Source organism: Rhizomicrobium sp. (genome assembly GCA_037200385.1).
Taxonomy (GTDB): domain Bacteria; phylum Pseudomonadota; class Alphaproteobacteria; order Micropepsales; family Micropepsaceae; genus Rhizomicrobium.
The window spans coordinates 1,820,079-1,840,517 of the sequence record JBBCGL010000001.1 but is presented as its reverse complement, the minus strand read 5'-3'; the positions used below and the strand labels follow the sequence as shown (position 1 = coordinate 1,840,517).

At 65.3% G+C, this 20,439-nt stretch carries 27 protein-coding genes and 1 tRNA gene; 17 read left to right on the top strand and 11 right to left on the bottom strand.

Translation table 11 applies throughout. From position 1 onward, the window contains the following. The first annotated feature begins 1 nt into the window (after position 1). The 5 genes from WDM91_08670 (at position 2) to WDM91_08650 (ending at position 4,151) form a co-directional block, all read left to right on the top strand. The gene (locus WDM91_08670; protein MEI9994653.1) at positions 2-385 is read left to right on the top strand and encodes a hypothetical protein; all 384 of its coding nucleotides are present in this window, start codon (positions 2-4) and stop codon (positions 383-385) included. A gap of 366 nt (positions 386-751) precedes the next feature. Continuing rightward, positions 752-1,543 (top strand): type IV toxin-antitoxin system AbiEi family antitoxin domain-containing protein, encoded by a 792-nt coding sequence (locus tag WDM91_08665; GenBank protein ID MEI9994652.1) that lies wholly within the window; start codon positions 752-754, stop codon positions 1,541-1,543. A gap of 186 nt (positions 1,544-1,729) precedes the next feature. After that, positions 1,730-2,017 (top strand): helix-turn-helix domain-containing protein, encoded by a 288-nt coding sequence (locus tag WDM91_08660; GenBank protein ID MEI9994651.1) that lies wholly within the window; start codon positions 1,730-1,732, stop codon positions 2,015-2,017. Further along, positions 2,014-3,303: a type II toxin-antitoxin system HipA family toxin gene (locus tag WDM91_08655; protein MEI9994650.1), complete on the top strand. Its 1,290-nt coding sequence runs from the start codon at positions 2,014-2,016 to the stop codon at positions 3,301-3,303. Before WDM91_08660 ends, WDM91_08655 begins: the two co-directional genes overlap by 4 nt. A 65-nt stretch (positions 3,304-3,368) precedes the next feature. Beyond that, on the top strand, positions 3,369-4,151 hold the full coding sequence (locus WDM91_08650) for a hypothetical protein (GenBank protein MEI9994649.1): 783 nt from the start codon (positions 3,369-3,371) through the stop codon (positions 4,149-4,151). Positions 4,152-4,695: 544 nt separating this feature from the next. Here the strand turns inward: WDM91_08650 and WDM91_08645 are convergent. Then, entirely contained in the window at positions 4,696-4,878 is a 183-nt protein-coding gene (locus WDM91_08645; protein ID MEI9994648.1) for a hypothetical protein, read from the bottom strand. 158 nt (positions 4,879-5,036) lie between these two features. After that, positions 5,037-5,303: a hypothetical protein gene (locus WDM91_08640; GenBank protein ID MEI9994647.1), complete on the bottom strand. Its 267-nt coding sequence runs from the start codon at positions 5,301-5,303 to the stop codon at positions 5,037-5,039. Positions 5,304-5,540: 237 nt separating this feature from the next. Here WDM91_08640 and WDM91_08635 point away from each other — a divergent pair, with 237 nt between their 5' ends. Next, positions 5,541-6,392 carry a hypothetical protein gene (locus WDM91_08635; GenBank protein ID MEI9994646.1) on the top strand — a complete coding sequence of 284 codons (852 nt, stop codon included), beginning with the start codon at positions 5,541-5,543 and terminating at the stop codon, positions 6,390-6,392. 14 nt (positions 6,393-6,406) lie between these two features. Here the strand turns inward: WDM91_08635 and WDM91_08630 are convergent, their stop codons facing one another. After that, on the bottom strand, positions 6,407-7,132 hold the full coding sequence (locus WDM91_08630) for a hypothetical protein (GenBank protein ID MEI9994645.1): 726 nt from the start codon (positions 7,130-7,132) through the stop codon (positions 6,407-6,409). Between the two features lie 156 nt (positions 7,133-7,288). Here WDM91_08630 and WDM91_08625 point away from each other — a divergent pair, with 156 nt between their 5' ends. The 6 genes from WDM91_08625 to rlmJ all read left to right on the top strand — a co-directional run bounded on the left by WDM91_08625 (position 7,289) and on the right by rlmJ (position 11,055). Beyond that, entirely contained in the window at positions 7,289-8,662 is a 1,374-nt protein-coding gene (locus WDM91_08625; GenBank protein MEI9994644.1) for an MFS transporter, read from the top strand. A gap of 123 nt (positions 8,663-8,785) precedes the next feature. Continuing rightward, positions 8,786-8,992, top strand: a complete 207-nt coding sequence (locus tag WDM91_08620) for a hypothetical protein (protein MEI9994643.1) — start codon at positions 8,786-8,788, stop codon at positions 8,990-8,992. Between the two features lie 109 nt (positions 8,993-9,101). After that, positions 9,102-9,476 (top strand): DUF2089 domain-containing protein, encoded by a 375-nt coding sequence (locus WDM91_08615; protein MEI9994642.1) that lies wholly within the window; start codon positions 9,102-9,104, stop codon positions 9,474-9,476. Further along, entirely contained in the window at positions 9,473-9,745 is a 273-nt protein-coding gene (locus tag WDM91_08610) for a hypothetical protein (GenBank protein MEI9994641.1), read from the top strand. The genes WDM91_08615 and WDM91_08610 overlap by 4 nt, the downstream gene beginning before the upstream one ends. Positions 9,746-9,757: 12 nt before the next feature. Further along, the gene (locus WDM91_08605) at positions 9,758-10,183 is read left to right on the top strand and encodes a hypothetical protein (GenBank protein MEI9994640.1); all 426 of its coding nucleotides are present in this window, start codon (positions 9,758-9,760) and stop codon (positions 10,181-10,183) included. A gap of 62 nt (positions 10,184-10,245) precedes the next feature. Then, entirely contained in the window at positions 10,246-11,055 is an 810-nt protein-coding gene (gene rlmJ, locus WDM91_08600) for a 23S rRNA (adenine(2030)-N(6))-methyltransferase RlmJ (GenBank protein MEI9994639.1), read from the top strand. A gap of 24 nt (positions 11,056-11,079) precedes the next feature. Here rlmJ and WDM91_08595 read toward each other — a convergent pair whose 3' ends face one another. Next, the gene (locus WDM91_08595; GenBank protein ID MEI9994638.1) at positions 11,080-11,256 is read right to left on the bottom strand and encodes a hypothetical protein; all 177 of its coding nucleotides are present in this window, start codon (positions 11,254-11,256) and stop codon (positions 11,080-11,082) included. Positions 11,257-11,400: 144 nt separating this feature from the next. Between WDM91_08595 and WDM91_08590 the strand changes: the two genes are divergently transcribed. Beyond that, positions 11,401-11,490, top strand: a tRNA-Ser gene (locus WDM91_08590). A 3-nt stretch (positions 11,491-11,493) separates the two neighbouring features. Here WDM91_08590 and WDM91_08585 read toward each other — a convergent pair. Together WDM91_08585 and WDM91_08580 are read right to left on the bottom strand one after the other, a co-directional pair. Further along, positions 11,494-11,958: a hypothetical protein gene (locus tag WDM91_08585; protein ID MEI9994637.1), complete on the bottom strand. Its 465-nt coding sequence runs from the start codon at positions 11,956-11,958 to the stop codon at positions 11,494-11,496. Positions 11,959-12,069: 111 nt separating this feature from the next. Further along, complete coding sequence (locus WDM91_08580; protein MEI9994636.1) at positions 12,070-13,878, bottom strand: ATP-binding cassette domain-containing protein; 1,809 nt, start codon at positions 13,876-13,878, stop codon at positions 12,070-12,072. 115 nt (positions 13,879-13,993) lie between these two features. Here WDM91_08580 and WDM91_08575 point away from each other — a divergent pair, with 115 nt between their 5' ends. From WDM91_08575 to WDM91_08560, 4 genes are read left to right on the top strand one after another with little or no spacing between them, the layout of a single operon-like run. Continuing rightward, a complete protein-coding gene (locus tag WDM91_08575; GenBank protein MEI9994635.1) occupies positions 13,994-14,380 on the top strand; it encodes a DUF6481 family protein in 387 nt (128 codons plus the stop codon). Between the two features lie 2 nt (positions 14,381-14,382). Next, positions 14,383-15,312, top strand: a complete 930-nt coding sequence (locus tag WDM91_08570; GenBank protein MEI9994634.1) for a phytanoyl-CoA dioxygenase family protein — start codon at positions 14,383-14,385, stop codon at positions 15,310-15,312. Beyond that, positions 15,305-15,823, top strand: a complete 519-nt coding sequence (locus tag WDM91_08565; GenBank protein MEI9994633.1) for a mismatch-specific DNA-glycosylase — start codon at positions 15,305-15,307, stop codon at positions 15,821-15,823. Before WDM91_08570 ends, WDM91_08565 begins: the two co-directional genes overlap by 8 nt. Next, complete coding sequence (locus WDM91_08560; protein ID MEI9994632.1) at positions 15,798-16,535, top strand: DUF72 domain-containing protein; 738 nt, start codon at positions 15,798-15,800, stop codon at positions 16,533-16,535. Before WDM91_08565 ends, WDM91_08560 begins: the two co-directional genes overlap by 26 nt. Here the strand turns inward: WDM91_08560 and WDM91_08555 are convergent. The 5 genes from WDM91_08555 to WDM91_08535 all read right to left on the bottom strand — a co-directional run bounded on the left by WDM91_08555 (position 16,525) and on the right by WDM91_08535 (position 20,435). Then, a complete protein-coding gene (locus tag WDM91_08555) occupies positions 16,525-17,691 on the bottom strand; it encodes a phosphatidylinositol-specific phospholipase C1-like protein (GenBank protein MEI9994631.1) in 1,167 nt (388 codons plus the stop codon). The genes WDM91_08560 and WDM91_08555 overlap by 11 nt on opposite strands. Before the next feature lie 37 nt (positions 17,692-17,728). Further along, complete coding sequence (locus tag WDM91_08550) at positions 17,729-18,667, bottom strand: alpha/beta fold hydrolase (GenBank protein ID MEI9994630.1); 939 nt, start codon at positions 18,665-18,667, stop codon at positions 17,729-17,731. A gap of 6 nt (positions 18,668-18,673) precedes the next feature. Beyond that, positions 18,674-18,853, bottom strand: coding sequence for a DUF1328 domain-containing protein (locus tag WDM91_08545; protein MEI9994629.1), 180 nt, complete (start codon positions 18,851-18,853; stop codon positions 18,674-18,676). Positions 18,854-18,927: 74 nt separating this feature from the next. Next, a complete protein-coding gene (locus WDM91_08540) occupies positions 18,928-19,563 on the bottom strand; it encodes an ABC-type transport auxiliary lipoprotein family protein (protein MEI9994628.1) in 636 nt (211 codons plus the stop codon). Beyond that, positions 19,560-20,435 carry an MlaD family protein gene (locus tag WDM91_08535; GenBank protein ID MEI9994627.1) on the bottom strand — a complete coding sequence of 292 codons (876 nt, stop codon included), beginning with the start codon at positions 20,433-20,435 and terminating at the stop codon, positions 19,560-19,562. The genes WDM91_08540 and WDM91_08535 overlap by 4 nt, the downstream gene beginning before the upstream one ends. Positions 20,436-20,439: the final 4 nt, after the last annotated feature.

Below are 20,439 nucleotides of genomic sequence, written 5' to 3'. Positions count from 1 at the left end.
CATGGCCGTGGAAAGGCTGAAGGCGATGACGAAGCGTCTATTCAGAGGACTTATGGGTGCGGGGCTTGGCTTGGTATCGGGAGCATTTTGGGGCCTCGTCGGAACGGCGGCGCTCATGGCCTTTCTCGGCCTTCTGGCGGTCGCTATTGCGGCGTTGTTCGGTTTCCTCCCTGCTCTCAACCCGCACATGGCGCCTAGCACGCTGGGCATGTACGCCCTCTGGGTTCTGAAAATCGGTGTGGTTATCGGCGTCGTGGTCGGCCCCTGGCTTGGGTTCGCCAGTGGATTCGAGAAAGATGCGTCGGAAAAGTCGTACTATGACTATGTGAAACCGATCTGGCCCTTCTATCTATTTCGCCGCCGTAGCGCGAACGGTGAGGCCTAGATTTGGTTGGAGGGTGTTGGTTGATCGATAGAAATGTTCTCTATCGATCATCGCAGGAAACTTGCGTTACGGCATATCCCGCTCCAACAGCCGTCTCGATTTCCGCGCGCTTATTCTGCGACGGTGCGATAACGCCTGAGTTATCGAAGTCGGCCAGACTAATAACGTAGGCGTTATCGTGCGATGGCCGTGCTGTTGAACGTTATTCCGCAGTTATATTGTCAAGTTTTTTAGCAAGAAAACTTGACATAACCGGCCGCTATGGGGCGCTCACTCTACCCAATTTCATCGATCAGCCCGCGGTTATGGTTTATATTATAGTAGATTTGCGGCGATCATCGCCGTGAGAATTGCAGTGAGTAAACCATGCCCGTGAACGCCGACCTGCGCGCGAGGCTCACCAAACTGGTGCCCTACGGGTTTCTGGTCACGCGCCGTTGGCTCATCGCTCAGGGTGTCGAGCGGCATGGCATCGATAACCTGGTGAAGAGTCGCCAGCTCATAACTTTGTTCTCCGGCGTCTACACGCGCCCCGAAACCAAGCCCACCTGGCAGGGCGTCGTCTGCTCGCTTCAGCGCATGGGAAGTTCGCTCACCGTCGGCGGCCTTACTGCGCTTCAGCTTCAGGGCTTCTCGCACTATCTGCCCCTCTCGGAATCCGTGACCGTCCAACTTTGCGGCAGCGATCTTCTGCCGGCATGGGTGAGCAAGTTGGGATTCAAGGCGAAGTTCTTGCATCGCAGCGACGCGCGACTGTTCGGACGGGAGAAAGCATCTTCGGCCGACCGCAATAAGGATTCCACCGTCCGACTCCCGTGGGGAGATCACACTTTTGCCTTGCGGGTATCAGCCCCCGAGCGGGCAGTATTTGAACTTCTCGAAGAGGTGCCGGAGAAAATCTCCTTCGAGCATGCCGACCAGTTGATGCAGGGATTGGTCAATCTATCGCCGCGCCGGCTGGAAAACCTTCTCCGCCGCACGCGGAGCATCAAGGTCAAGCGGCTGTTCTTCTGGTTTGCCGAACGTCAGCGCCATGCTTGGTTCAACAAGCTCCGCTCCGAAGATTTCGATCTCGGCAGCGGAAAGCGCGTCCTGGCAAAGGGCGGCAAGTTCGACAAGAAATACGGCATAACCGTTCCGGAGGAGATGTGCAGATAGGCCGGCCGACATCGTCGGGTGATCGACAGGTCAGAGGGTCACTCGTTTAATAGTTAGGTATTTCAAATGCTTACGTGAATGCGGCCGTTGATGAGTTGCGGAATGTAACCGATAGATGACATTTTTCATTGTAATCGATCGGTGACATATGGTAGTGTACCCGAACGGTGACATTTGAAAAGCACGATGCTCATAAGAACTCCGGCCGATCTTGGCGCGGTCATTCGGGACCGCAGGAAGCATCTTGCCCTCGACCAGGCGACGCTTGCCAAACGGATTGGCGTCAGCCGCCGATGGGTGATCGGAATTGAGCGAGGACGCGCGCGCGCCGAGCTCGGTCTCGTCCTGCGCGCGCTCGACGCCCTGGACATAAACCTTCAGGCAGACATGACAACCCGGAAGCCCGGCCGTTCGCCCGTGCCTGGCGTCGATCTCGATGCGATCATCACTTCCGCGAAGAAGAGCAAGCGGTGAGCGACCTCATCGCACTCATAGCCGGGAAGAAAGTCGGCCGTGTCCATCGCGATGCCCGAGGCCGGTTGACCTTTGTCTACGACGAGGACTGGCGGCAGGCCAGCGGCGCATTCCCTCTTTCGCTTTCGATGCCGCTGGCAGCCGCAGAACACCGCCCGGCCGTCGTCGAGGCTTTTCTATGGGGGTTGCTTCCCGACAACGAAATGGTTCTCGGGCGCTGGGCGCAGAAGTTCCAGGTGTCGGCGCGCAATGTCTTCGCGCTCATGTCGCATGTCGGCGAGGACTGCGCTGGAGCGGTCCAATTCATCCCGCCGGAACGCCTGGAAGAAATCCAGAGCGGCAAGGACGACAAGGTCGATTGGCTCGACGAGCGCGGTATCGCCGAACGGCTGAGGACCTTGCGCGAAGATCATGCCGCGTGGCGCCTGCCGCGCGACACCGGACAGTTCAGCCTGGCGGGAGCTCAGCCCAAGACCGCCCTAATCTTCAAGAACGGTCGCTGGGGTATTCCGTCGGGGCGGATTCCGACGACGCACATCTTGAAGCCGCCGACCGGCCAGTTCGACGGTCATGCCGAGAACGAGCATATCTGCCTCGCGCTGGCGCGCAGCGTCGGCCTGCCAGCCGCACAATCGAAAGTGATGCGCTTCGGAGACGAGATCGCCATAGCGATCGAACGCTATGACCGGCAGCGCACCGGGAGCGAAATCGTCCGCGTGCATCAGGAAGATGCCTGTCAGGCGCTCGGCATCATGCCGACAAAGAAATATCAGAACGAGGGCGGCCCCAGCGCCGCAGACGTCGCCGAATTGCTTCGCGTCTATTCGAGCGAGCGCGATGACGACGTGACGACGTTTGCAAAGGCGATCGGCTTCAACTGGCTGATCGCCGGAACGGACGCGCATGCCAAGAACTACTCGCTCCTGATCGGCGGCGGGCCGCGCATACGGCTTGCCCCGCTCTACGACGTTGCCAGCATCCTCCCCTACAAGGAATTCGACCTTCACAAGGTCAAGCTCGCGATGAAGGTGGGCGGCGAGTACCGGCTGCGGCAGATCAGTGGCCGGCACTGGCAAAAATTTGCGCGGGAAGTGCGTGTGGAATCCGGCGCGTTGTTCGACGCGTTGCGCGCAATGGCAGAACGGGTACCGGACGGATTGAACGATGCGCGAAAGCGCGCGCATGAGGATGGCCTCGATGGAACGGTCATAGACCGTCTCGCCGCCGGCCTGAACGAATGGATTGCGGAGTGCAAAAGAGCGTTGAGTTTCGTGGGCAAGGAGTAAGATTTGCGAGGCATCTGTATGCCCGATCGCTGGTGCCATTGTTCCAGCACAAAGGAGGAAGCGCGATGCCTAAACGCCCACCATCCATATTCGACAATCCCCAGCTCATCGAGCTTCCGGCCGAACTTCACCCTCTCGTCGCGGCCTGGATGGAGTGGGAGCGCCGAGCCGAAGAAGAGGCGCGCAAGGAAAACCGCAAAACCTGGCCGAAGAACGAAGACACTTACATCGGCCGCCGAAGGATCCGCATTCGTGACGCTCTGTTCAAGGCTGCGGAGGCGAAGGGCCATGGCTTGGAGCATCCCGAGGGACAACCATTTCCGGTTTCATTCCAGATCAAGGGGCGGCTCGTAGAATGGTCGCTCGAGGAGCAGCCCGGCCACACCTTCAGGCTTATTGCCACGATAGGGCAGAGGAAAAGCCGGATATCGGAAAAGCCGCACAAGTCTTTCGACCGGCGGGCAGACGTGCTGCTCGATCGCCTTGAGAAGTTCGTCGACGCGACGATCGCCGATGAGATCAGGTGCGCGGAAATCGATCGGCAAATCGAAGCGGAGATCAGGGCTGAGGAGCGGCCCCGGCGGTTGAAGGCGATGGAGAGCGCCCGTTGGGATTGCCTAGGCGAGCTTGCCAAGGATTGGCAGAAGGCAAGATTGCTGCGATCCTTCATCGACGAGGTCGAACGGTCGTTGGGGCCGAACGCCCGAGCGGGCAGGGCAACGGCCTGGCTGGAATGGGCACGAGCGCGGGTGCACCGGCTCGATCCCTTGTCCGATGGACGCATCGACGCGCGCAGGATCGTCGGTTGGCGCTACGAGCCCGATCCTGATGAATATGAGGTTTACTGAAGGCCGATGCAGGCCGCTATCGCTAGAAGCCTTACACATTCCTTACACATAGACGTAAAATTAATAAAATATACCATTAAAACAATGACTTAGAAATTGTCCATACAGACTCAAAATCCAGTACCTTCACAGGTGTGTCGGTTCGATTCCGACCTCGGGCACCATGCTTCCCCGCGTCTCTATCGTCTCCGGTCCATGCGCTTGGAATATCTCGCAAAGCCCGCGTTGGTAGAACGCCGGGCGTGGTACCCAGTGCTTCCCCGAGGTTAGGGCGTGCATCTCTATCGAATCTGCGGACTGGTCGTTGCCAGCGATTTGGTTTTGCCGGGTGCGATCGCGCTGGAAACACGACGGGACGCCGCCGATGTCCGCCTCCGAGAGGCCAACGTTCCGCCAGATCTCGAGGCTGCCCTCCACTCGGGACCGATCTGGCAATTCGATGCCGACCGATTTCTCATGCACATCCCCGGCGTGGGACGCTTCCTGTCGACCGCGGGCCGGGACATCACCTTTGCGCGGGACGATGGCGTGCCGACGGCCGACATCACGGCGTTCTGGTCGGAACGATGTTCGGCATCCTGCTGTACCAGCGGTCCCAGGTGGCGCTGCATGTGCCGGTTACGGTGCCGGATTCGGCGCGCTTCGCGGACACTCCGAAGAGCTTCGGCGCTTCATGACTTTTTTTGCCGGAAGCACCGATGACATCCACCGTCTTCTCGCGATTCATTTCGCACTTCACCCAAGAATGGGCGGACCATGCATAAATATGAGGTCGTCGCCAATTTTTGCGGCCGCGCTTCGAAAAGTTTTCGCGGGTATCGATTGCAAACATGAGGCGGTCGTAATGTCCGTAGCAGGCGCCATCCTGCGTGACGCGAACGAAATCTACCGTCGCTTGCGCCTTCCGCTGGCGAGTCGCTTTTGATTGGCGCGCATGATCGTCCGATAACGGCGCAGGACGCTCGTCGGCGATCCGCCGCTTGCGAGCGTGGCAGCGGCTTCCATCCCTGCGAGGAGTTTTTCGCGAACCATCGTTTGCGCTTCTCTCTGCGCGGCGGCATCGCCCTTTGCCAGTTTCACGAGACGCAACGCGATGACCTGCTGGGCTTCGATACCGGCCGCGACGACGTCGTAGGAGAACTGCCACCACATTCCGTCAAGACCGCAAAATGAGTTCCGTGTCCGAGGCATCGCGTAGCCGGACAGGATCGAACGCCGCCGTCGGAGAGAACCATTTGGCACGGCGCGGGTTCCCGCGTCCCGCCGCTGCTGGCGCGAGTTCCCGCAGTGCAAGCATTCATTAACCCCGAATGCGGCCAATCGTCGGAAAATTTAAACCAATTGGCCGGCCGCGCGTAGTCGCCATACAACCCGTCTGAAGGGGATTCGGTGGCTTTTCTTTCGACCTCGCAAAGCGCCGGCGTCGTTGCGCCCATTCCGCCGCTCGCCGCGGCGGAACGTGCGCCTCTTGTCACCCTGGCGCAGACCGGCGCGCTGCCCGACAGCGATCTGGTCCTGCGGTTCTTCCCGGTCTACGACTTCCAACGTCAGGGTGTGGCGGCGCTGTTCTGCACGCCGATGTGCGACCGCGTCGGAGCTGAGGCGATCTACGGTCATCGCGCGTTCCGTGACTTCTCAGTCGAGGAATGGACCGCGATCGATTGCGCCATGCTCAGCCATGCGGTCGACTTCGCCGATCTGCTGGCGCGCAATGGGATTGTCGTCGCGGTCGGTGCTTCGGTGAGCTTCGCGACGCTCAGCGATCCGCGCGGCCGCGTCGCCTATCGCGAGGCGCTGCGCGGCAGTCACGCGCGCGAGCAGACCTATCTCGTCGTCAAGCTCGAGGACATTCCGGCGGCGACCGCCGGCAAGCGTATCGGCGAGATCGCGTCCTGCCTGAAAGGCCTGGCGCCGCGCGTTTGGGTGCATCTGCCGGGCAGCCATGTCCCGCTCGGCGGTCACGATGCGCTCAGCGCCGCCGGTCTGGTGCTTTCGATGCCGGCCAAGCTGCCGCTCCACGGCATGCAGACCGAAGCACGCTGGCTGGCGAAACAGGCGACGCAACATGCCGCGCTCGCTTGCATGGATCATGTCGACACCGCGGCGGAACTGGACACGACACGCGCCGCCGGCGTGCGCTTCGTGGCGGGTCATGCGTTGCACCGTCCCGCGCTCGCGTCGGCCGCGCCGCTGGATGAGATCCGCGCCTCGCTCTACGGCGAGGTCGCCGGCAGCCGTTAGGGACGCGACCACCGTCAGTAGCGGATCGCGGCGAGGCTGTGATCGCGGTTCTTGATGATCGTGATGTCGGCTGCGGCGCGATCCTTGACGATGTGCTCGCGCAAGTTCGGCAGGTTGATACCGTTCCATACCCGGCCGGCGAAGTCGCGCCGGCCGATGTCATCGAGGTCGCGGAAGCCGAAATAGAAGGATTTGGGATCGTCGCGCCCCGCCAGCATGAGCGGCAGCAGGCGAGCGGTGAACCAGGCCTCTATCAACACCTCTTCCGCGTCGAGATAGATCAGGCTGTCGATCAGGCGCGGCGCGCCCAGCCGCTCGATCTGCGCCAGATGAAGGCCGTCGAGGATCAGGACGCCGGGTCTCTCGACGACCATCGGGTTCTCGCGGTCGACGTCATAGGTGATGTGCGAATAGCGCGGCAGCGCGACACGGTCGCCGCTCTTGATCGCGGCAATGGCCGCGCGCATCGAGTCGACGTCGAAGGATTCCGGAAAGCCCTTGCGCAGCGAGAGGCCGCGCTCGGCGAGGACCGCGTTGGGAAAAAGGAATCCATCGGTCGCGACATTCTCGACGCGCGGCCGTTCCGGCCAGGCGGCGATGGCGTCGCGCAATGCCGCCGCGAAGGTGCTCTTGCCGACCGCGACGCTGCCGGCGATGCCGACCACGAAGGGAATGCCCGCGGCTTGGGCCGGCGCCGCGCGGCGGCGCAGCTCCGCGCTCAGGGAAGACAGATCGCTCATCCGCCGATTATGGCATGGACAGCGGCATGCGGGGAGCACGGGAGGAATGCCCGGGATGATCGGTGGTCGAGCCGGCCCGACTCTCCGGGGCTCGCATGCCGGACTATCTGACGACCGTCGCCTGAGCTAAGTAACGCTCCCCGGGGAGAACACGTCATGGACAGCACCGTCGCGGGCATCGCCGCGCGCCTCGAACGCCTGCCGGCCGGACGCGCGCTGTGGACGCGGGTGGTGCTGCTGTCGCTCGGCGGCTTCTTCGAGTTCTACGACATGTTCATGGCGGCCTATGTCGGACCGGGCCTGGTGCGGGCGAAGATCCTCACGCCCACGACACCGGGCCTGTTCGGCACCGAAGGCCTCGCCGGATTCGTCGCCGCCTTCTTCGCCGGCCTGTTCGTCGGGACCGCGCTGTTCGGCTTCGTCGCCGACCGCTTCGGGCGGCGCAGCATCTTCACGTTCTCGCTGCTCTGGTACACCGTCGCCGCGGCGGTGATGGCGTTTCAGACCACGGCGTTCGGCCTCGACCTGTGGCGCTTCATCGCCGGCATCGGCATCGGCGTGGAGCTCGTCACCATCGACGCCTATATCGCCGAGCTGGTGCCGCGCCATGTCCGCGGCCGTGCCTTCGCCTTCAACCAGGTGGTGCAGTTCGCCGCGATCCCCGTGGTCGCGCTGCTCGCCTGGCTGCTTGTTCCCATCGCGCCGCTGGGGATCGACGGCTGGCGCTGGGTGGTGCTGGCCGGCTCGGCCGGCGCGCTGGTCGTGTGGGTCATCCGCCTCGCCGTGCCCGAGAGCCCGCGCTGGCTGGCGCAGCATGGCCGCAACGCGGAGGCGGACCGCATCGTGGCGGCGTTCGAGGCCCAAGCGGCGGTCGAGAGCGGGCCGTTGCCGCTCGCGATCGCGCAGCCGGTCGAAACGCTGCAGGGCGGCTTCGCCGAGATATGGCGCGCGCCCTATCTGGCGCGCACGCTGATGCTCATCGTCTTCAACCTGTTCCAGACGGTCGGGTTCTACGGCTTCAACAATTGGGTGCCGAGCTTCCTGATCGGGCAGGGGATCGGGGTGACCAAGAGTCTCGGCTACACGTTCTTCATCGCGCTGGCCGCGCCGGTCGGGCCGCTGCTGGCGGTGCTGTTCACCGACCGGATCGAGCGCAAATGGGCGATCGTGGGTGCCGCCGCCTGCGTCGCGGTGTTCGGGCTGGCCTTCGGACAGATGCGCGATGCGGCGCCGCTGATCCTGTTCGGCGCACTGGTGACGCTGTCGAACAACATCATGTCGTTCTCCTTCCACGCCTATCAGGCGGAGCTCTACCCGACCCGCATCCGCGCCCTCGCGGTGGGCTTCGTCTATTCCTGGAGCCGGCTGTCGACGGTGTTCAGCGCCTTCGTGATCGCGTTCGTGCTGCGCGATTTCGGCGTCGCGGGGGTCTTCACGCTGATCGCCGCGAGCATGGCGGTGGTGATCGCCGCGATCGGGATCTTCGGCCCCAAGGTGAAGGACCTGACGCTGGAGGAGATCTCGAAATAGCCGGCGGCGGCCTTAACCACGTTCGCGGGTTGCATGCTGCCTGGGCGAGTTTGCCTGTATCACGAACGCACGACCGGCCCCGGGGACCGGTTTGACGTAAATGATTTGTGGAGTACCCCGGAAATGGCGACCACGATGAGCGTGCGGGCGACCGCCGATTTGCTGATCCAGGGCTTTCCGGACGACGCCCATGCGATCGCGCTGCACTTGGCCGAAGACAATCTCAACAACGGCGACCCCGACCGCGCCGCGATGTGGGCCGACGTCGCCGAGACGGTCGAGGTCCTGATGGAGATGGGCCGAGGCGAGGATGTTCCGGCGGACGCGTAGGGACGCAGGAAGTCTCCAGTGAAGCAGATAGTTGAGAAATTCAATTTTTCTGACTTGAAATATCAATTTTATTGATCAATATACCGCCCGTGTTCCGGCGCGTCTGCCCATGCCCAAGGCCAAAGACTGGCAAGACCTCACCGCCCTGACCCAGGGTGCGCCGCTGGTCGTGGAGCGGGTCCGGCTTGCCGATCGCGACATCGCCGTCGAAGGCGCCTTCGAGCTGCCGCAGCTCGCGCGGCTGCCGATGGACGACCAGATCTTCATCGCCGCTTTCGTGAAGAGCCACGGCTCCATCAAGGAGATGGAGAGCGTGTTCGGCGTCAGCTACCCGACCATCAAGGCGCGGCTGAACCGCATCGCGGGGATGCTCGAATTCATCGACACCGATCCGGCGCCGGGCCGCAGCGAAGTGCTGGACCGCCTCGCCCGCGGCGAGATCAGCGCCGCCGATGCCATCAAGGCCCTGGAGGGACGCTCATGACCTTGCTGCCGCCCATGCTGGCCGTCGTGCATATCCAGCCCAGCCGCGCGCGGCGCGGCATCCGGCTGTGGGTGCCGCTGTTCCTGATCTGGCTGCTGCTGTTGCCCTTCATCCTGGTGTTGCTGCCGGTCTATTTCGTGATCTGCGCGGTGATGGACATCGCGCCATTCAAGACGCTGGGGGCGTTCTTCGCGGTACTCGGCAGCCTCGGCGGCATGCATCTCGAGGTCGATAGCCCCGACGCCGCCGTCTTCATCCATGTCTATTGAAAGGGCACAGCCATGAGCGAGAACCGCCGCCAGATCCTGGATATGCTGGCGTCCGGCAAGATCACCGCCGACGAGGCGGAGCGTCTGTTGAGCGCCGTGGAGCGCGAACCGGCCGCGCCCGGTCCCGCAAGCGAGCCGCGCCGCGGCGATCGGCTCAAATATCTGCGCGTCATGGTCGACGCCGCGGATGCGCATGACGGTGCGACCAAGGTGAATATCCGCGTGCCGATGCAGCTGCTGCGCGCCGGCGTGAAGCTCACCTCGATCATCCCGCCGCGGGCGCGCGATGAGGTCAACGCGGCCCTGAAGAAGGAAGGCATCGAGATCGATATCGGCAAGCTGACGCCGGAAAGCCTCGAGGAGATCGTCGAACAGCTGCGCGACCTCACGGTCGACGTCGACAACGACAAGGCGAAGGTCCGCGTCTTCTGCGAGTGAGCCGCGCCGCGGCGCGGTCCGACACTGTATGCGAGCACGGGTTAGGAACGGCCAGCCTTGCAATGAACTACCGTCACGCCTTCCATGCCGGGAATTTCGCCGATGTCGTGAAGCATCTGGCGCTGGTCGCGATTCTTTTGCATCTGCGCAGGAAGGATGCGCCCTTCGCGGTGATCGACACCCATGCCGGGCGCGGGCGCTATGATCTCACGGGCGCGGAAGCCTCGCGCACGTCGGAGGCGGCCGATGGAATCGGCAGGCTCGGCGCGGTGGAGGCAGACGGAGCGCTGGGCGAATATCTGCGTCTGGCGCGCGGTGGATCGAGCTATCCCGGGTCGCCATTGCTCGCGGCGGCACTGCTACGGCCGCAAGACCGCCTCGTGGCGATCGAGAAACAGCCTGCGGAGGCGGCGCTGCTGAAGGCGGCGCTGGCCGGACTGCGCAACGCGCGGGCGGAGGAGGGTGACGGCTATTTGCGGCTGCCGGCGCTGCTGCCGCCGCCCGAACGGCGCGGGCTGGTGCTGATCGATCCGCCTTTCGAGGCGCCGGACGAGTTCGCGGCGCAGGCGCAGGCGCTGACGGCAGCGCTCAGGCGGTTCGCGACGGGCATCTATCTCCTCTGGTTTCCGATCAAATCGGCGGCGGAGGCGAATGCCTTCTGCGGCGAGATCCTGGCGAGCGGCGCCAAGAAGGTGCTGCGCGTCGACCTGGATCTCGGCCTGCGCGATGCCGAAAAGCTGTCCGCCACGGGCCTGATCGTCATCAATGCGCCCTATGGCTTCGCACAGGAGATGGAGGCCGTGCTCCGGCGCATTGCGCCGCTCCTGGCGCCGAACGCACGCGCCGATGTTCGTGTGTTGGCGGGCGACTGAACTGTCGCAAGGCAGGCCGGCCTGCTAGGCTGCCCGCAGCGCTTCCCCTTCGCGGACGACGCGCTTGCGCTGCGCCGTTTCGACGACATGGCGAAGGACCCGCGAGCCGCGACGCCGTCCGCTGCGCACTTCCTGCATCATCTCCCGGTCGCGCGCGCCTTCAACGCGGCCCGCGAGGGCGACCGACGCGCGCCGTTGCATGATATCCCCAAGTCTCCGGAAGCGATTGCCGTTGCTCGGGGCGCCATTGCCCCAGCAGGCTGGAGACAGGCCCGGAGCCGCGACCGGGAGCAACAGGGGTGGCTTGCACTCCCGCCCCATCTTAAGTATTTGAGCGCGTTCCGCGGACAGGTGGTCGAGTGGTTGATGGCACCGCACTCGAAATGCGGAGAACCTTTACGGGTTTCGTGAGTTCGAATCTCACCCTGTCCGCCACTCTCACATCCCGGCACGTTCCGCCTTGCGCGACCGGGGCCGTCGCGCCGGCTGCGTCGCCGCTATGCCGTTCAGCATCGTATGGGTGAGTTCCCCGGCGAAGTCCTGCGGCCAGGGCCGCTTCGGGTCCGCCAGCAGGATGAGCGCATGGAGAAAGAGCGGGCAATGCGTCGCCGCCCAGCCCTCGTCGGATCCGAAGAGCTGCAGCGAGAGCGGCGCGGTGAGCTTGCTCAGAAAGCGCAAGGCGCTCAGGGCCACCCGCTCGTCGCTCTGCGCCGCTTCCGCTTCGCCATAGAGGACGCACCGCGAGGAGCGATCCGAGGGATGGGCCGAACAACGCGATCCGGTCGCGATCCACATCCCGCCGTCCGACGAGATAGTCGAGGACGGCTTTGGCCGGCACGTGCGCATGAAGTTGAATGCAGGCGTTCCGATGTCCATCGCCTTTTCGCCGAAATCGATTTTCACGGAACCTCTTCCGCGCCGTGCGCCGGACGATCCCTGCGCCGGAGTTGCGTCAAGAGCGCAAAGGCTCCGCTCATGTGGGGATGTTCGCGAGGCGCACCGCCGTGCGGGCTTTCAGCCCCGCTCGATTTCTTCGCGCAGCATCTCGAGCTCCAGCCAGCGCTCCTCGCCGGCGGCATGCGCATGCTGCGTCTCGGCGAGGTCCTGCGACAGGGCCGCGAATTTCCTGGCGTCGCGCGTGTAGAGATTCGGCGCGGCGAGCTGCGCCTGCAGCTCGGCGATCTGTTTTTCCAGCGCGGCGAGACGGCCCGGCAATTTCTCCAGGTCGTGCTTGTCGGAGAAATTCATCTTGCGCTTCGGCGCCTCGCGCACGCGCTCACGCCCGCCGGACGGCTTTGCGGCCTTCGCCGCGCCGTCGACCTTCGCCTCCACGCCCTTGCCGCGCTGCGCCAGCATGTCGGTGTAGCCGCCGGCATATTGGACGAAGCGGCCGTCGCCCTCCGCCATGAGGATCGAGGTCGCGACGCGGTCGAGGAAATCGCGGTCGTGGCTCACCAACAGCGCCGTGCCGGGATATTCGTCGATCATCTCCTCCAGCAGGTCGAGGGTCTCGAGATCGAGGTCGTTGGTCGGCTCGTCCAGCACCAGCAGGTTCGAGGGCTGCGCCAGCACCTTGGCGAGCAGCAGCCGCGCCCGCTCGCCGCCCGACAGGACCTTCACCGGCGAGCGCGCCTGGTCGGCGGTGAAGAGGAAATCCTTCATGTAGCTGACGACGTGCCGCGGCTCGCCGCCGACCTCGATATAGTCGCCGCGCCCACCGGTCAGCACGCTGGCCAGCGTGTCGTCGGGCTCCAGCAGGACGCGGGTCTGGTCGAGCCGCGCCATCTTCACGTTCACGCCGATCTTCACATTGCCCGCATCGGGCTCGAGCCGGCCGGTCAGGAGGTTCACCAGCGTCGTCTTGCCCGCGCCGTTCGGGCCCACGATGGCGACCCGCTCGCCGCGATGGACGCGCAGCGAGACGTCGTTCACGACGGGGTTGTCGCCCCAGCTCTTGAAGATCCGCTTGGCATCGATGACGCGGGTGCCGCCTTCCTCGCTCTCGGTCACTGTCATCTTGACGCTGCCGGTGACGTCGAGCTGCTCGCGCCGCCCGGTGCGCAGGCCGCGCAGCTTGGCGAGGCGGCCCTGGTTGCGCTTGCGCCGGGCGCTCACGCCATAGCGCACCCAGTCTTCTTCCATGGCGATCTTGCGGTCGAGCTTGTGGCGCTCGATCTCTTCCTGCGCCAGCACCTCGTCGCGCCAGGGCTCGAAATGCGCGAAGCTCTTTTCCAGCCGACGCGTCGTGCCGCGGTCGAGCCAGACCGTGGCGCGCGACAGGGTCTCCAGGAAGCGGCGGTCGTGGCTGATCAGGACAAGCGCGGATTTGAGCGCCGTCAGCTCACCCTCCAGCCACTCGATGGCGGGCAGGTCGAGATGGTTGGTCGGCTCGTCCAGCAGCAGGATGTCGGGCCGCGGCGCCAGCGTGCGGGCCAGCGCCGCGCGGCGCGCCTCGCCGCCGGACAGCGTATCGGGCGTCTCCGCGCCGCTCAGGCCGAGCTTGCCGAGGAGGTAATACGCCCGCGCCGGGTCGTCGCCGGGCATGAGGCCGGCCTCGACATAGGCGTGGGTGTCGGCATAGCCGGCCAGGCTCGGCTCCTGCGCCAAATAGCGGATGGTGGCGCCCGGCTGGGCGAAACGGGTGCCGTCATCGGCTTCCATGAGCCCCGCGGCCACTTTCAGCAGCGTCGATTTTCCCGAGCCGTTGCGGCCCACAAGACACAGCCGTTCGCCCGCCGCGACGGATAGTTCCGCGCCGTCCAGCAGATGGGTGTTGCCGAACGTCACATGGATGTCTTGCAGGAGAAGCAAAGGAGGTGCCATGGCCGCCTTATGTCACATTTTGCGGCAACTGCACGGCAATTCCGGGCTTGAAAATCGGCGGTTTTGGCATAGTTTCCGGTCTTCTCCCGGCGAAAAGGATGACAGGTTGAACGGCATGCGCGGTTTCAAGGAAAAGGGCTTCAACGACAGACTTCAGGAACAGGCAAAGGCGAAGGCCGCGCTGCTGGAACGGGCACGCGCCAAGGCGCCGCAGAACGATCCCGAATTCGCCGCCCGCCAAGCCGAACGCAAGCGCATCGCCGACGAGCGCGAGGCGCGCGAAGCGGCCCGAGCCGAGGCCAAGGCCGCGGCGTTGCGCGAGGATGCCGAGCGCAAGGCTGCCGAGGAGGCCGCCAAGCTCGAGGCCGAGCGGTTCGCGGCGGAAGAGGCTGAACGGGCCAAGCGCGCCGAGGCCGACAAGCTGGTCCAGCTCCTCGCGGAGCAGAAGGCGGCGCGCGATGCGCGCTATGCCGCGCGCAAGACGCGCCAGAAGAAGCGCTGACCGTGAACGCGCGCTTCACCCAGGAGCATATCGACACCTGGCGGCGAGAGGGCGCGTCGCCGATCCCGAATTTCTTCACGCCGGAGGAGGTCGCCGCCGTGCAGGCGGACTTCGAGGCGGTCTTCGCGCATCCCGAAGGCGAGGGCGAAGTCCTGGACAAGAAGCGCCCGGGCGAGCTCGGTCGCTTCCACAAGTCCCAGTTCAAGGACATCCAACCCGTTCCGATCGACTGCTCGCCGGCGCTGAACCTGATCGGCGTGCACCCGGCGCTCATCGCCTTCGCCAAGGCGGCGCTCGGGACCGACGACGTGCACTGCTACCAGTGCCAGAGCTGGGCGAAGTTCACCGGCGATGCCGATTACGACCAGCCCTTCCACACCGACTTCTCGAATCACACGCTGACCGTGCCGTCGGAGGACGTGACGAAGAACTCCGTCACCATCTTGTGCTATTTCAGCGACGTCACCGACGCGCATGGCGCGATGAACTACGTGACGCGGGGCGACAGCTTGAAGGTCGCGGGCCCGGAAGCCTCGCTGAGCCAGGAGCCGGCGGCGCAGGCGGCGCTGCAGGAAGGGCTGCAGCGCTATGCCCGCTCCAGCGCCATGCCGGCCGGCAGCATCGTGCCCTACAGCACCGACATCTATCATCGCGGCACCAATCTGACGGCGCCGAATGCGCATCGCTATGCGCTGATGACCTGTTTCCGCAAGGCGCATGACGACAGTGTCGCGTTCACCGCCTGGGCGTTCCATCACCAGAAGCCCTGGGCGAACATCTTCGACCACGCGACGCCCGAACAGCTCGCCTGCTTCGGCGTGCAGAAGCCCGGCGATGCGTTCTGGACCGAGACCACGCTCGCGCGGGCGCAGATCCGCTATCCCAACTGGGACCTGACGCCCTACCGCCGGGCGATGCGCAAGGTTGCCTGAAGCGCCGGTCCTTCCCGACGTTCTGCCGCCCGGACTGACCTTGGTATTCTGCGGCACGGCGGCCGGACGGCTGTCGGCACTGCGCGGGCAGTACTATGCCCATCCGCAGAACAAATTCTGGCGCACGCTCCATGCCGTCGGCCTCACGCCCCGGCTGTATGCGCCGCACGAATATCCGCTCTCGCCCGGACTCGGCATCGGTCTCACCGACATCGCCAAGCATGCCAGCGGCATGGACCACCAGTTGCCGGCCGGCAGCCTGGGCCGCGAAGCGATCGACGACCTGCGCGCGCGCATCGGACGGGCCAGGCCGAGAATCCTCGCCTTCACGAGTCTGGCGGGCGGACGGCGCCTGCTCGGGCCGAGGGCCAAGGCGGGCAAACAGGACGCGACGATCGGCGAGACCGCGCTGTGGATATTGCCGTCGCCGTCGCCGGCGGCGCAGAACGCCTGGAACGAAAGCATTTGGCGGGCGCTAGCACGGGATGTCGTCCGCCTCCGCGAAACCTAGGATTCTCATCGGTACGGCCGGCTGGAGCCTGCCCGGTACGCAGCGCGATCGCTTCGCCGAAGGCCCGAGCCTTCTGGCGCGCTATGCCACGCGACTGGACGCGGTCGAGATCAACTCGTCCTTCTACCGCCCGCATCGGCCGGCAACCTATGCGCGATGGGCCCAATCCGTGCCGGACGGCTTCCGGTTTGCGGTGAAGCTGCCCAAGACCATCACGCATGAGCGCCGCCTGAGCGACGCGGAAGGCCTCCTTGACGTGTTCCTGCATGAATGCGGCGCCTTGGGCGACAAGCTCGGACCCTTGCTGGTGCAATTGCCGCCGAGCCTGAAATTCGATCCGCAGATGGCGCGGGCCTTCTTCGCCGTGCTGCGGGAGCGTTTCGACGGCGCCGTCGTCTGCGAGCCGCGGCATGCGACGTGGTTCACGCCGGCGGCCGACGGCTTGCTGGCTGCGGCGACGGTCGCCCGGGCGGCGGCCGATCCCGCGCGCGCGCCGGGCGCGGAGCGGCCCGGCGGCGACGCGGCTATCGCCTATTACCGATGGCACGGCTCGCCGCGCCTCTATTATTCGGACTACGACGCCGCGCGGCTCCGGGCCTTGGCGCAGCAATTGCGCGCGACGCGCGCGGGCCAGGTATGGTGCATCTTCGACAACACGGCGCTCGGTGCCGCGACGGCGAACGCGCTGGAGATGGCCGCGCTCATGGCTTGACGGCCGCTTCGACCGGCAGTCCGGCGCAGCGCTCGGGCCGGCGCTGCGGGTTGCAGGCCGCGACCACGCCTTGCGGCATGCGCGCGAGATAGGGGCCGAGCCGCGAATCCGGTTGCATGTAATCCGTCGAGACATATTGCGCGCCGGAGGCGAGGGCCTTGTCGCGCCGCTCGGTGGTGTTGGCCCGCGCTTCCACCGTGTCCGCATCGGCCCGGGTGCGCACCAGGAAGTTCTTTCGCACATCGGCCGTGATGCGCGGAATGTCGGCGGTCTCGTTCAGCGTGAGATAGGCGGCGGCCGGCGAATCCTCGTCCGTGTTGACGAACATCACGCGGCCCTCGAGCGATTTGCGGCCGCCGATATAGGCCTTGATCTTGTCGCCGCTCTCGTCCAGCGCGAACAGGACCTTGCCGCGCGTCGCGCCCAGCGTCGGCCAGCCATTGGCGAGGATCGCATCGCGCAGGGTCGGAGCCGCGCCCTGGACCGCATCGGGTGTGACGATCCCGTCGCGCGGGAATACCGAGAGCACTTCCGCGTCCAGGGCATCGAACGCTGCCGTGTCGAACGGCAGCGGGGTCACCGAGCCGGGCATCGAGATCGCATCGTCCTTGGCGTTGAGCGTCACGAGGATCGGCACATGGTCGGGATGCGCGTCGGACCATGCCTTGAGCTCCCGCAGGCAGGCGGTGAAGGTCAGGCAGACGGCATGGAAATCGATATCCTGGATGTGCAGCACCTTGAAGCCGGGCTCCGCCATCGTCGCGGCGAAGCTGTCCGGCATCGTCTCGCCGGTCATCGCGGCCCCGGCCGGATGGGCGTAGAGACCGCCTTTCGGATCGTAGACGACGTCGATCTCGATCGCGCGCGCGCCGTCGTTCAGCTGATCCGTCAACGGCAGGTGCGAATAGTCGAGACCCGGAGCGACGCGCGGCGCCCCCATCCGGATCAGAGCCATGATCTTGGGCGGGATCGCCGCCTTGTAGCTGTTATGCGTCCCCACCGTGACGATGTCGTTGAGCCGGAGATTGGCGTCCATCCAGGCACGGGCGCATCCCGCGCCCGCGGCGGCGGCATCCGCGGCATGGAGGTCGCACTGGGCCAACGCCGGCGTGGCGCACAACAAGACCGCCGTCACGGCGCCCGATAGAATTCGCATCGATTCCCCCTCGAAGGCGTCCCACGACCTTATACGGCTAACGGGCGCGCGCCAGCCGGCCGTCGAGCCAGGAAAACACTTTGCCGAGTACGCGGTCCCGCCGCTTCCAGTGAAGCAGCAAATGGGGGCCGTTCCTGAAGCGGGCCCAGTCTTTTTCGCCCGAAAGGCCGTGATGCAGCCGCGCGATGCACGCCTCGCGCAGCAGATCTTCCTTGCCGCCGATCATGGTGAGGGAGGGGATGCGGACATGTCCGGCCTCGTCCACCGCGCTGCGCGACAGCTTGAAGAGACCGAACAGCTGCGCCGGCCGCACGCGGCGCAGCACCATCGGGTCGCTCAGCAGTCGGATGGCGGAGGCCGGGGTGAATTCCCAGGCGGACAGCCGCTCGATCCGGATGCCGGCATTGGGCAGGAAAAAGCGCAGCACACGCGTCAGCGCCGAGCCGAACAGGCGGCGCCAGGCGCCGCTGATCGCGCCCGGCGCCGCCAGCACGATGCCGGCGAGATCGAGGTCTGGCGCGCGCGACGCCGCATGCACCGCCAGCGCCGCACCCATGCTCTCGCCGACGATGAAGACCGGCAGGGCATCGCCGTAGCGCTTGCGCAGGAACAGCACCGCCTCGATCGCATCGCGGATCATGCGGTTCTTGCCGCACCACAGTCCTCGCGTGGCGGTGGCACCGAAGCCGCGCTGGTCGATGGCGAGCGCCGTGAATCCCCGCGCGGCGAACAGCGGCCCGATCTCATCGAATGCGCCGGCATAATCGGTGGCGCCGTGCAGCAAGAGCACCATGGCGCGGGCGTTCTCCGCCTTCCACAGGCGATACGGCACCTGCTGGCCGTCGGAGGCTTCGAAGTGACCGGAACGCAGTCGCGCCGCAGGATCGAGCCCCGACAGCGACCAGCGGGCATCGGCGATGCTCGGCTGCTCGGCCGGGGGGTAGAACTCGAACCCGACGCGGTAGACGTCGCTCACCGGGATTTATTCTCCCGACACACGTCGCGCGACCGTGAGGCCGAGGACGAGCAGCACCAGGAAGATCACCATGAAGACGTAGAACAGCGTCTTGGCGATGGCAAAGGAAGCGCCGGCTATGCCGCCGAAACCGAGCAAGGCCGCGACCAGCCCGATGATCAGGAAAAGAAACGCCCAGCGAAGCATTCGGGAACTCCGTGCAAAATCCCACAGTTAACGGGATTTGACCGGGGAAAGTTCCCTGCGCGCCGATGCGTCATCTAGGTCCGGGCCGGTATCGGCGCGCCCAGCGTCCAATCGACGATCTGGCTCAGCGTGGCGCCGAGCGCCTGGTTGAACGCCATGACCACGGCCGGCACGCTATTCGCGGCGGCGGCGACTTCGCTATGCGCGATCAGCGATTGCGTGATGATGCGGCCGTGTGCCGCGATCAGCTTCGCCGCGATCCGCACGGTCGCCGTCGGGACGCCGTCCTGCTGCGCATAGACCGCTTCGAAATCGCGGACGTCGGTCTCCAGCAGGTAGTCGGATTTGAGGCCTTCGGTGTCGCGGCCCACCGCCGGGATGCGGCCGCTGGCCTCGAAGGCGTCGATCAAGGCGCTCTGCACGAGGAAGGGCATGCGGTCCTGCCACGAGGAGTTCGCGTAGTAATCCCACTGGTTGTTCGGCTGCACGAGAGCGATGCGGCTGGTATCCAGGCTGTCGGCGGCTTCGGGAAGGACGACCGAAAGCTGCCAGGGCACGCGCGGGCCGCCGCCCGGCGCCGGCGGCACGGGCTTGAGCAGGTAGAGCGGGCCCGGATCGGGCGGGCCGATCAAGCCGCTGCACGCCGACAGCGCGACGGAGGCGAGGCCGGTCGCCAGCAGGGCGCGGCGGTTGAGCGAGAAGGTCGTCATTTCGGTGTGTATCCCTTGCGCCTGTCGCCGAAGATCACGCGTGTCGGCTCGCGGTTGAGTTCGTCGGACAGCTTGGTGAGGCTCGTGACCAGGCGCCGTCCGTCGGCCAGCAGCGCGGAAAGCTGCGCGACGCCGTCGCCCGTCACCACCGCGTCCGCGTCGGTGGAAAGCTTGTCGAGCTTCTTGAGCGTCGCATCCGCCTGGACCAGCGTGGGATGCAGGTCGCGGCTGGCGACCGCGAGGTTGTGGGTCGCCTCGTTGGTGCTGCGGAAGGTCGCGTCGATATCGGCCTTGTGCGACGCCAGCGTCGTGCTGAGCGTGTCGAGATTGGCCAGCGTATGCGCGAAGGCGGCGCGGTTCTTGTCGTCCAGCACGAGGTTCAGCTTGTCCGCGATCTTGTTGAGCTTGTCGACGACCTGCGGCGCGGTCTGTTCCAGCAGCGCCAGGGTCGATTGGCGCGACTTGATCTCGGGATAGGGCTTGGCCGTGGTCTTGGGCAGCTTGTCCTGCTCGTCGCGCAGCTTGCCGCCGATGATCTCGATATAGGAGCCGCCGGTCAGGCCCTGGCTGGCGATGGAAGCCGTGGCGTCGCTGTAGATCGACAGGTCCGGCCGCACCTGAAGGGTCGCGATGACGCTGGAAGGATCGTTGGGCGCGAAGTCGAGGCTGTCGACGCGGCCGACCTCGATGCCGTTGTAGCGCACGACCGTGCCCTTGCCGAGCCCGCTGACCGAGCCGCTGAACTTGGTCGTGTAGTAGACATATTCCTGGCTGTACTGCACGCCGGCCAGCCACAGCACCGTGACGACCAGCGCCAGCATGCAGGCGAGGACGAAGGCACCGACGGCGACGTAATTGGCTTTGGTTTCCATTCGC

Coding starts and splice junctions, on each gene's coding strand:
- WDM91_08670 (MEI9994653.1), top strand. CDS start 2: ATGGCCGTGGAAAGGCTGAAGGCGATGACGAAGCGTCTATTCAGAGGA.
- WDM91_08665 (MEI9994652.1), top strand. CDS start 752: ATGCCCGTGAACGCCGACCTGCGCGCGAGGCTCACCAAACTGGTGCCC.
- WDM91_08660 (MEI9994651.1), top strand. CDS start 1,730: ATGCTCATAAGAACTCCGGCCGATCTTGGCGCGGTCATTCGGGACCGC.
- WDM91_08650 (MEI9994649.1), top strand. CDS start 3,369: ATGCCTAAACGCCCACCATCCATATTCGACAATCCCCAGCTCATCGAG.
- WDM91_08645 (MEI9994648.1), bottom strand. CDS start 4,878: ATGAATCGCGAGAAGACGGTGGATGTCATCGGTGCTTCCGGCAAAAAA.
- WDM91_08640 (MEI9994647.1), bottom strand. CDS start 5,303: ATGTGGTGGCAGTTCTCCTACGACGTCGTCGCGGCCGGTATCGAAGCC.
- WDM91_08630 (MEI9994645.1), bottom strand. CDS start 7,132: ATGAGCGATCTGTCTTCCCTGAGCGCGGAGCTGCGCCGCCGCGCGGCG.
- WDM91_08625 (MEI9994644.1), top strand. CDS start 7,289: ATGGACAGCACCGTCGCGGGCATCGCCGCGCGCCTCGAACGCCTGCCG.
- WDM91_08620 (MEI9994643.1), top strand. CDS start 8,786: ATGGCGACCACGATGAGCGTGCGGGCGACCGCCGATTTGCTGATCCAG.
- WDM91_08615 (MEI9994642.1), top strand. CDS start 9,102: ATGCCCAAGGCCAAAGACTGGCAAGACCTCACCGCCCTGACCCAGGGT.
- WDM91_08610 (MEI9994641.1), top strand. CDS start 9,473: ATGACCTTGCTGCCGCCCATGCTGGCCGTCGTGCATATCCAGCCCAGC.
- WDM91_08605 (MEI9994640.1), top strand. CDS start 9,758: ATGAGCGAGAACCGCCGCCAGATCCTGGATATGCTGGCGTCCGGCAAG.
- rlmJ (MEI9994639.1), top strand. CDS start 10,246: ATGAACTACCGTCACGCCTTCCATGCCGGGAATTTCGCCGATGTCGTG.
- WDM91_08595 (MEI9994638.1), bottom strand. CDS start 11,256: ATGCAACGGCGCGCGTCGGTCGCCCTCGCGGGCCGCGTTGAAGGCGCG.
- WDM91_08580 (MEI9994636.1), bottom strand. CDS start 13,878: ATGGCACCTCCTTTGCTTCTCCTGCAAGACATCCATGTGACGTTCGGC.
- WDM91_08575 (MEI9994635.1), top strand. CDS start 13,994: ATGCGCGGTTTCAAGGAAAAGGGCTTCAACGACAGACTTCAGGAACAG.
- WDM91_08560 (MEI9994632.1), top strand. CDS start 15,798: ATGTCGTCCGCCTCCGCGAAACCTAGGATTCTCATCGGTACGGCCGGC.
- WDM91_08555 (MEI9994631.1), bottom strand. CDS start 17,691: ATGCGAATTCTATCGGGCGCCGTGACGGCGGTCTTGTTGTGCGCCACG.
- WDM91_08545 (MEI9994629.1), bottom strand. CDS start 18,853: ATGCTTCGCTGGGCGTTTCTTTTCCTGATCATCGGGCTGGTCGCGGCC.
- WDM91_08540 (MEI9994628.1), bottom strand. CDS start 19,563: ATGACGACCTTCTCGCTCAACCGCCGCGCCCTGCTGGCGACCGGCCTC.
- WDM91_08535 (MEI9994627.1), bottom strand. CDS start 20,435: ATGGAAACCAAAGCCAATTACGTCGCCGTCGGTGCCTTCGTCCTCGCC.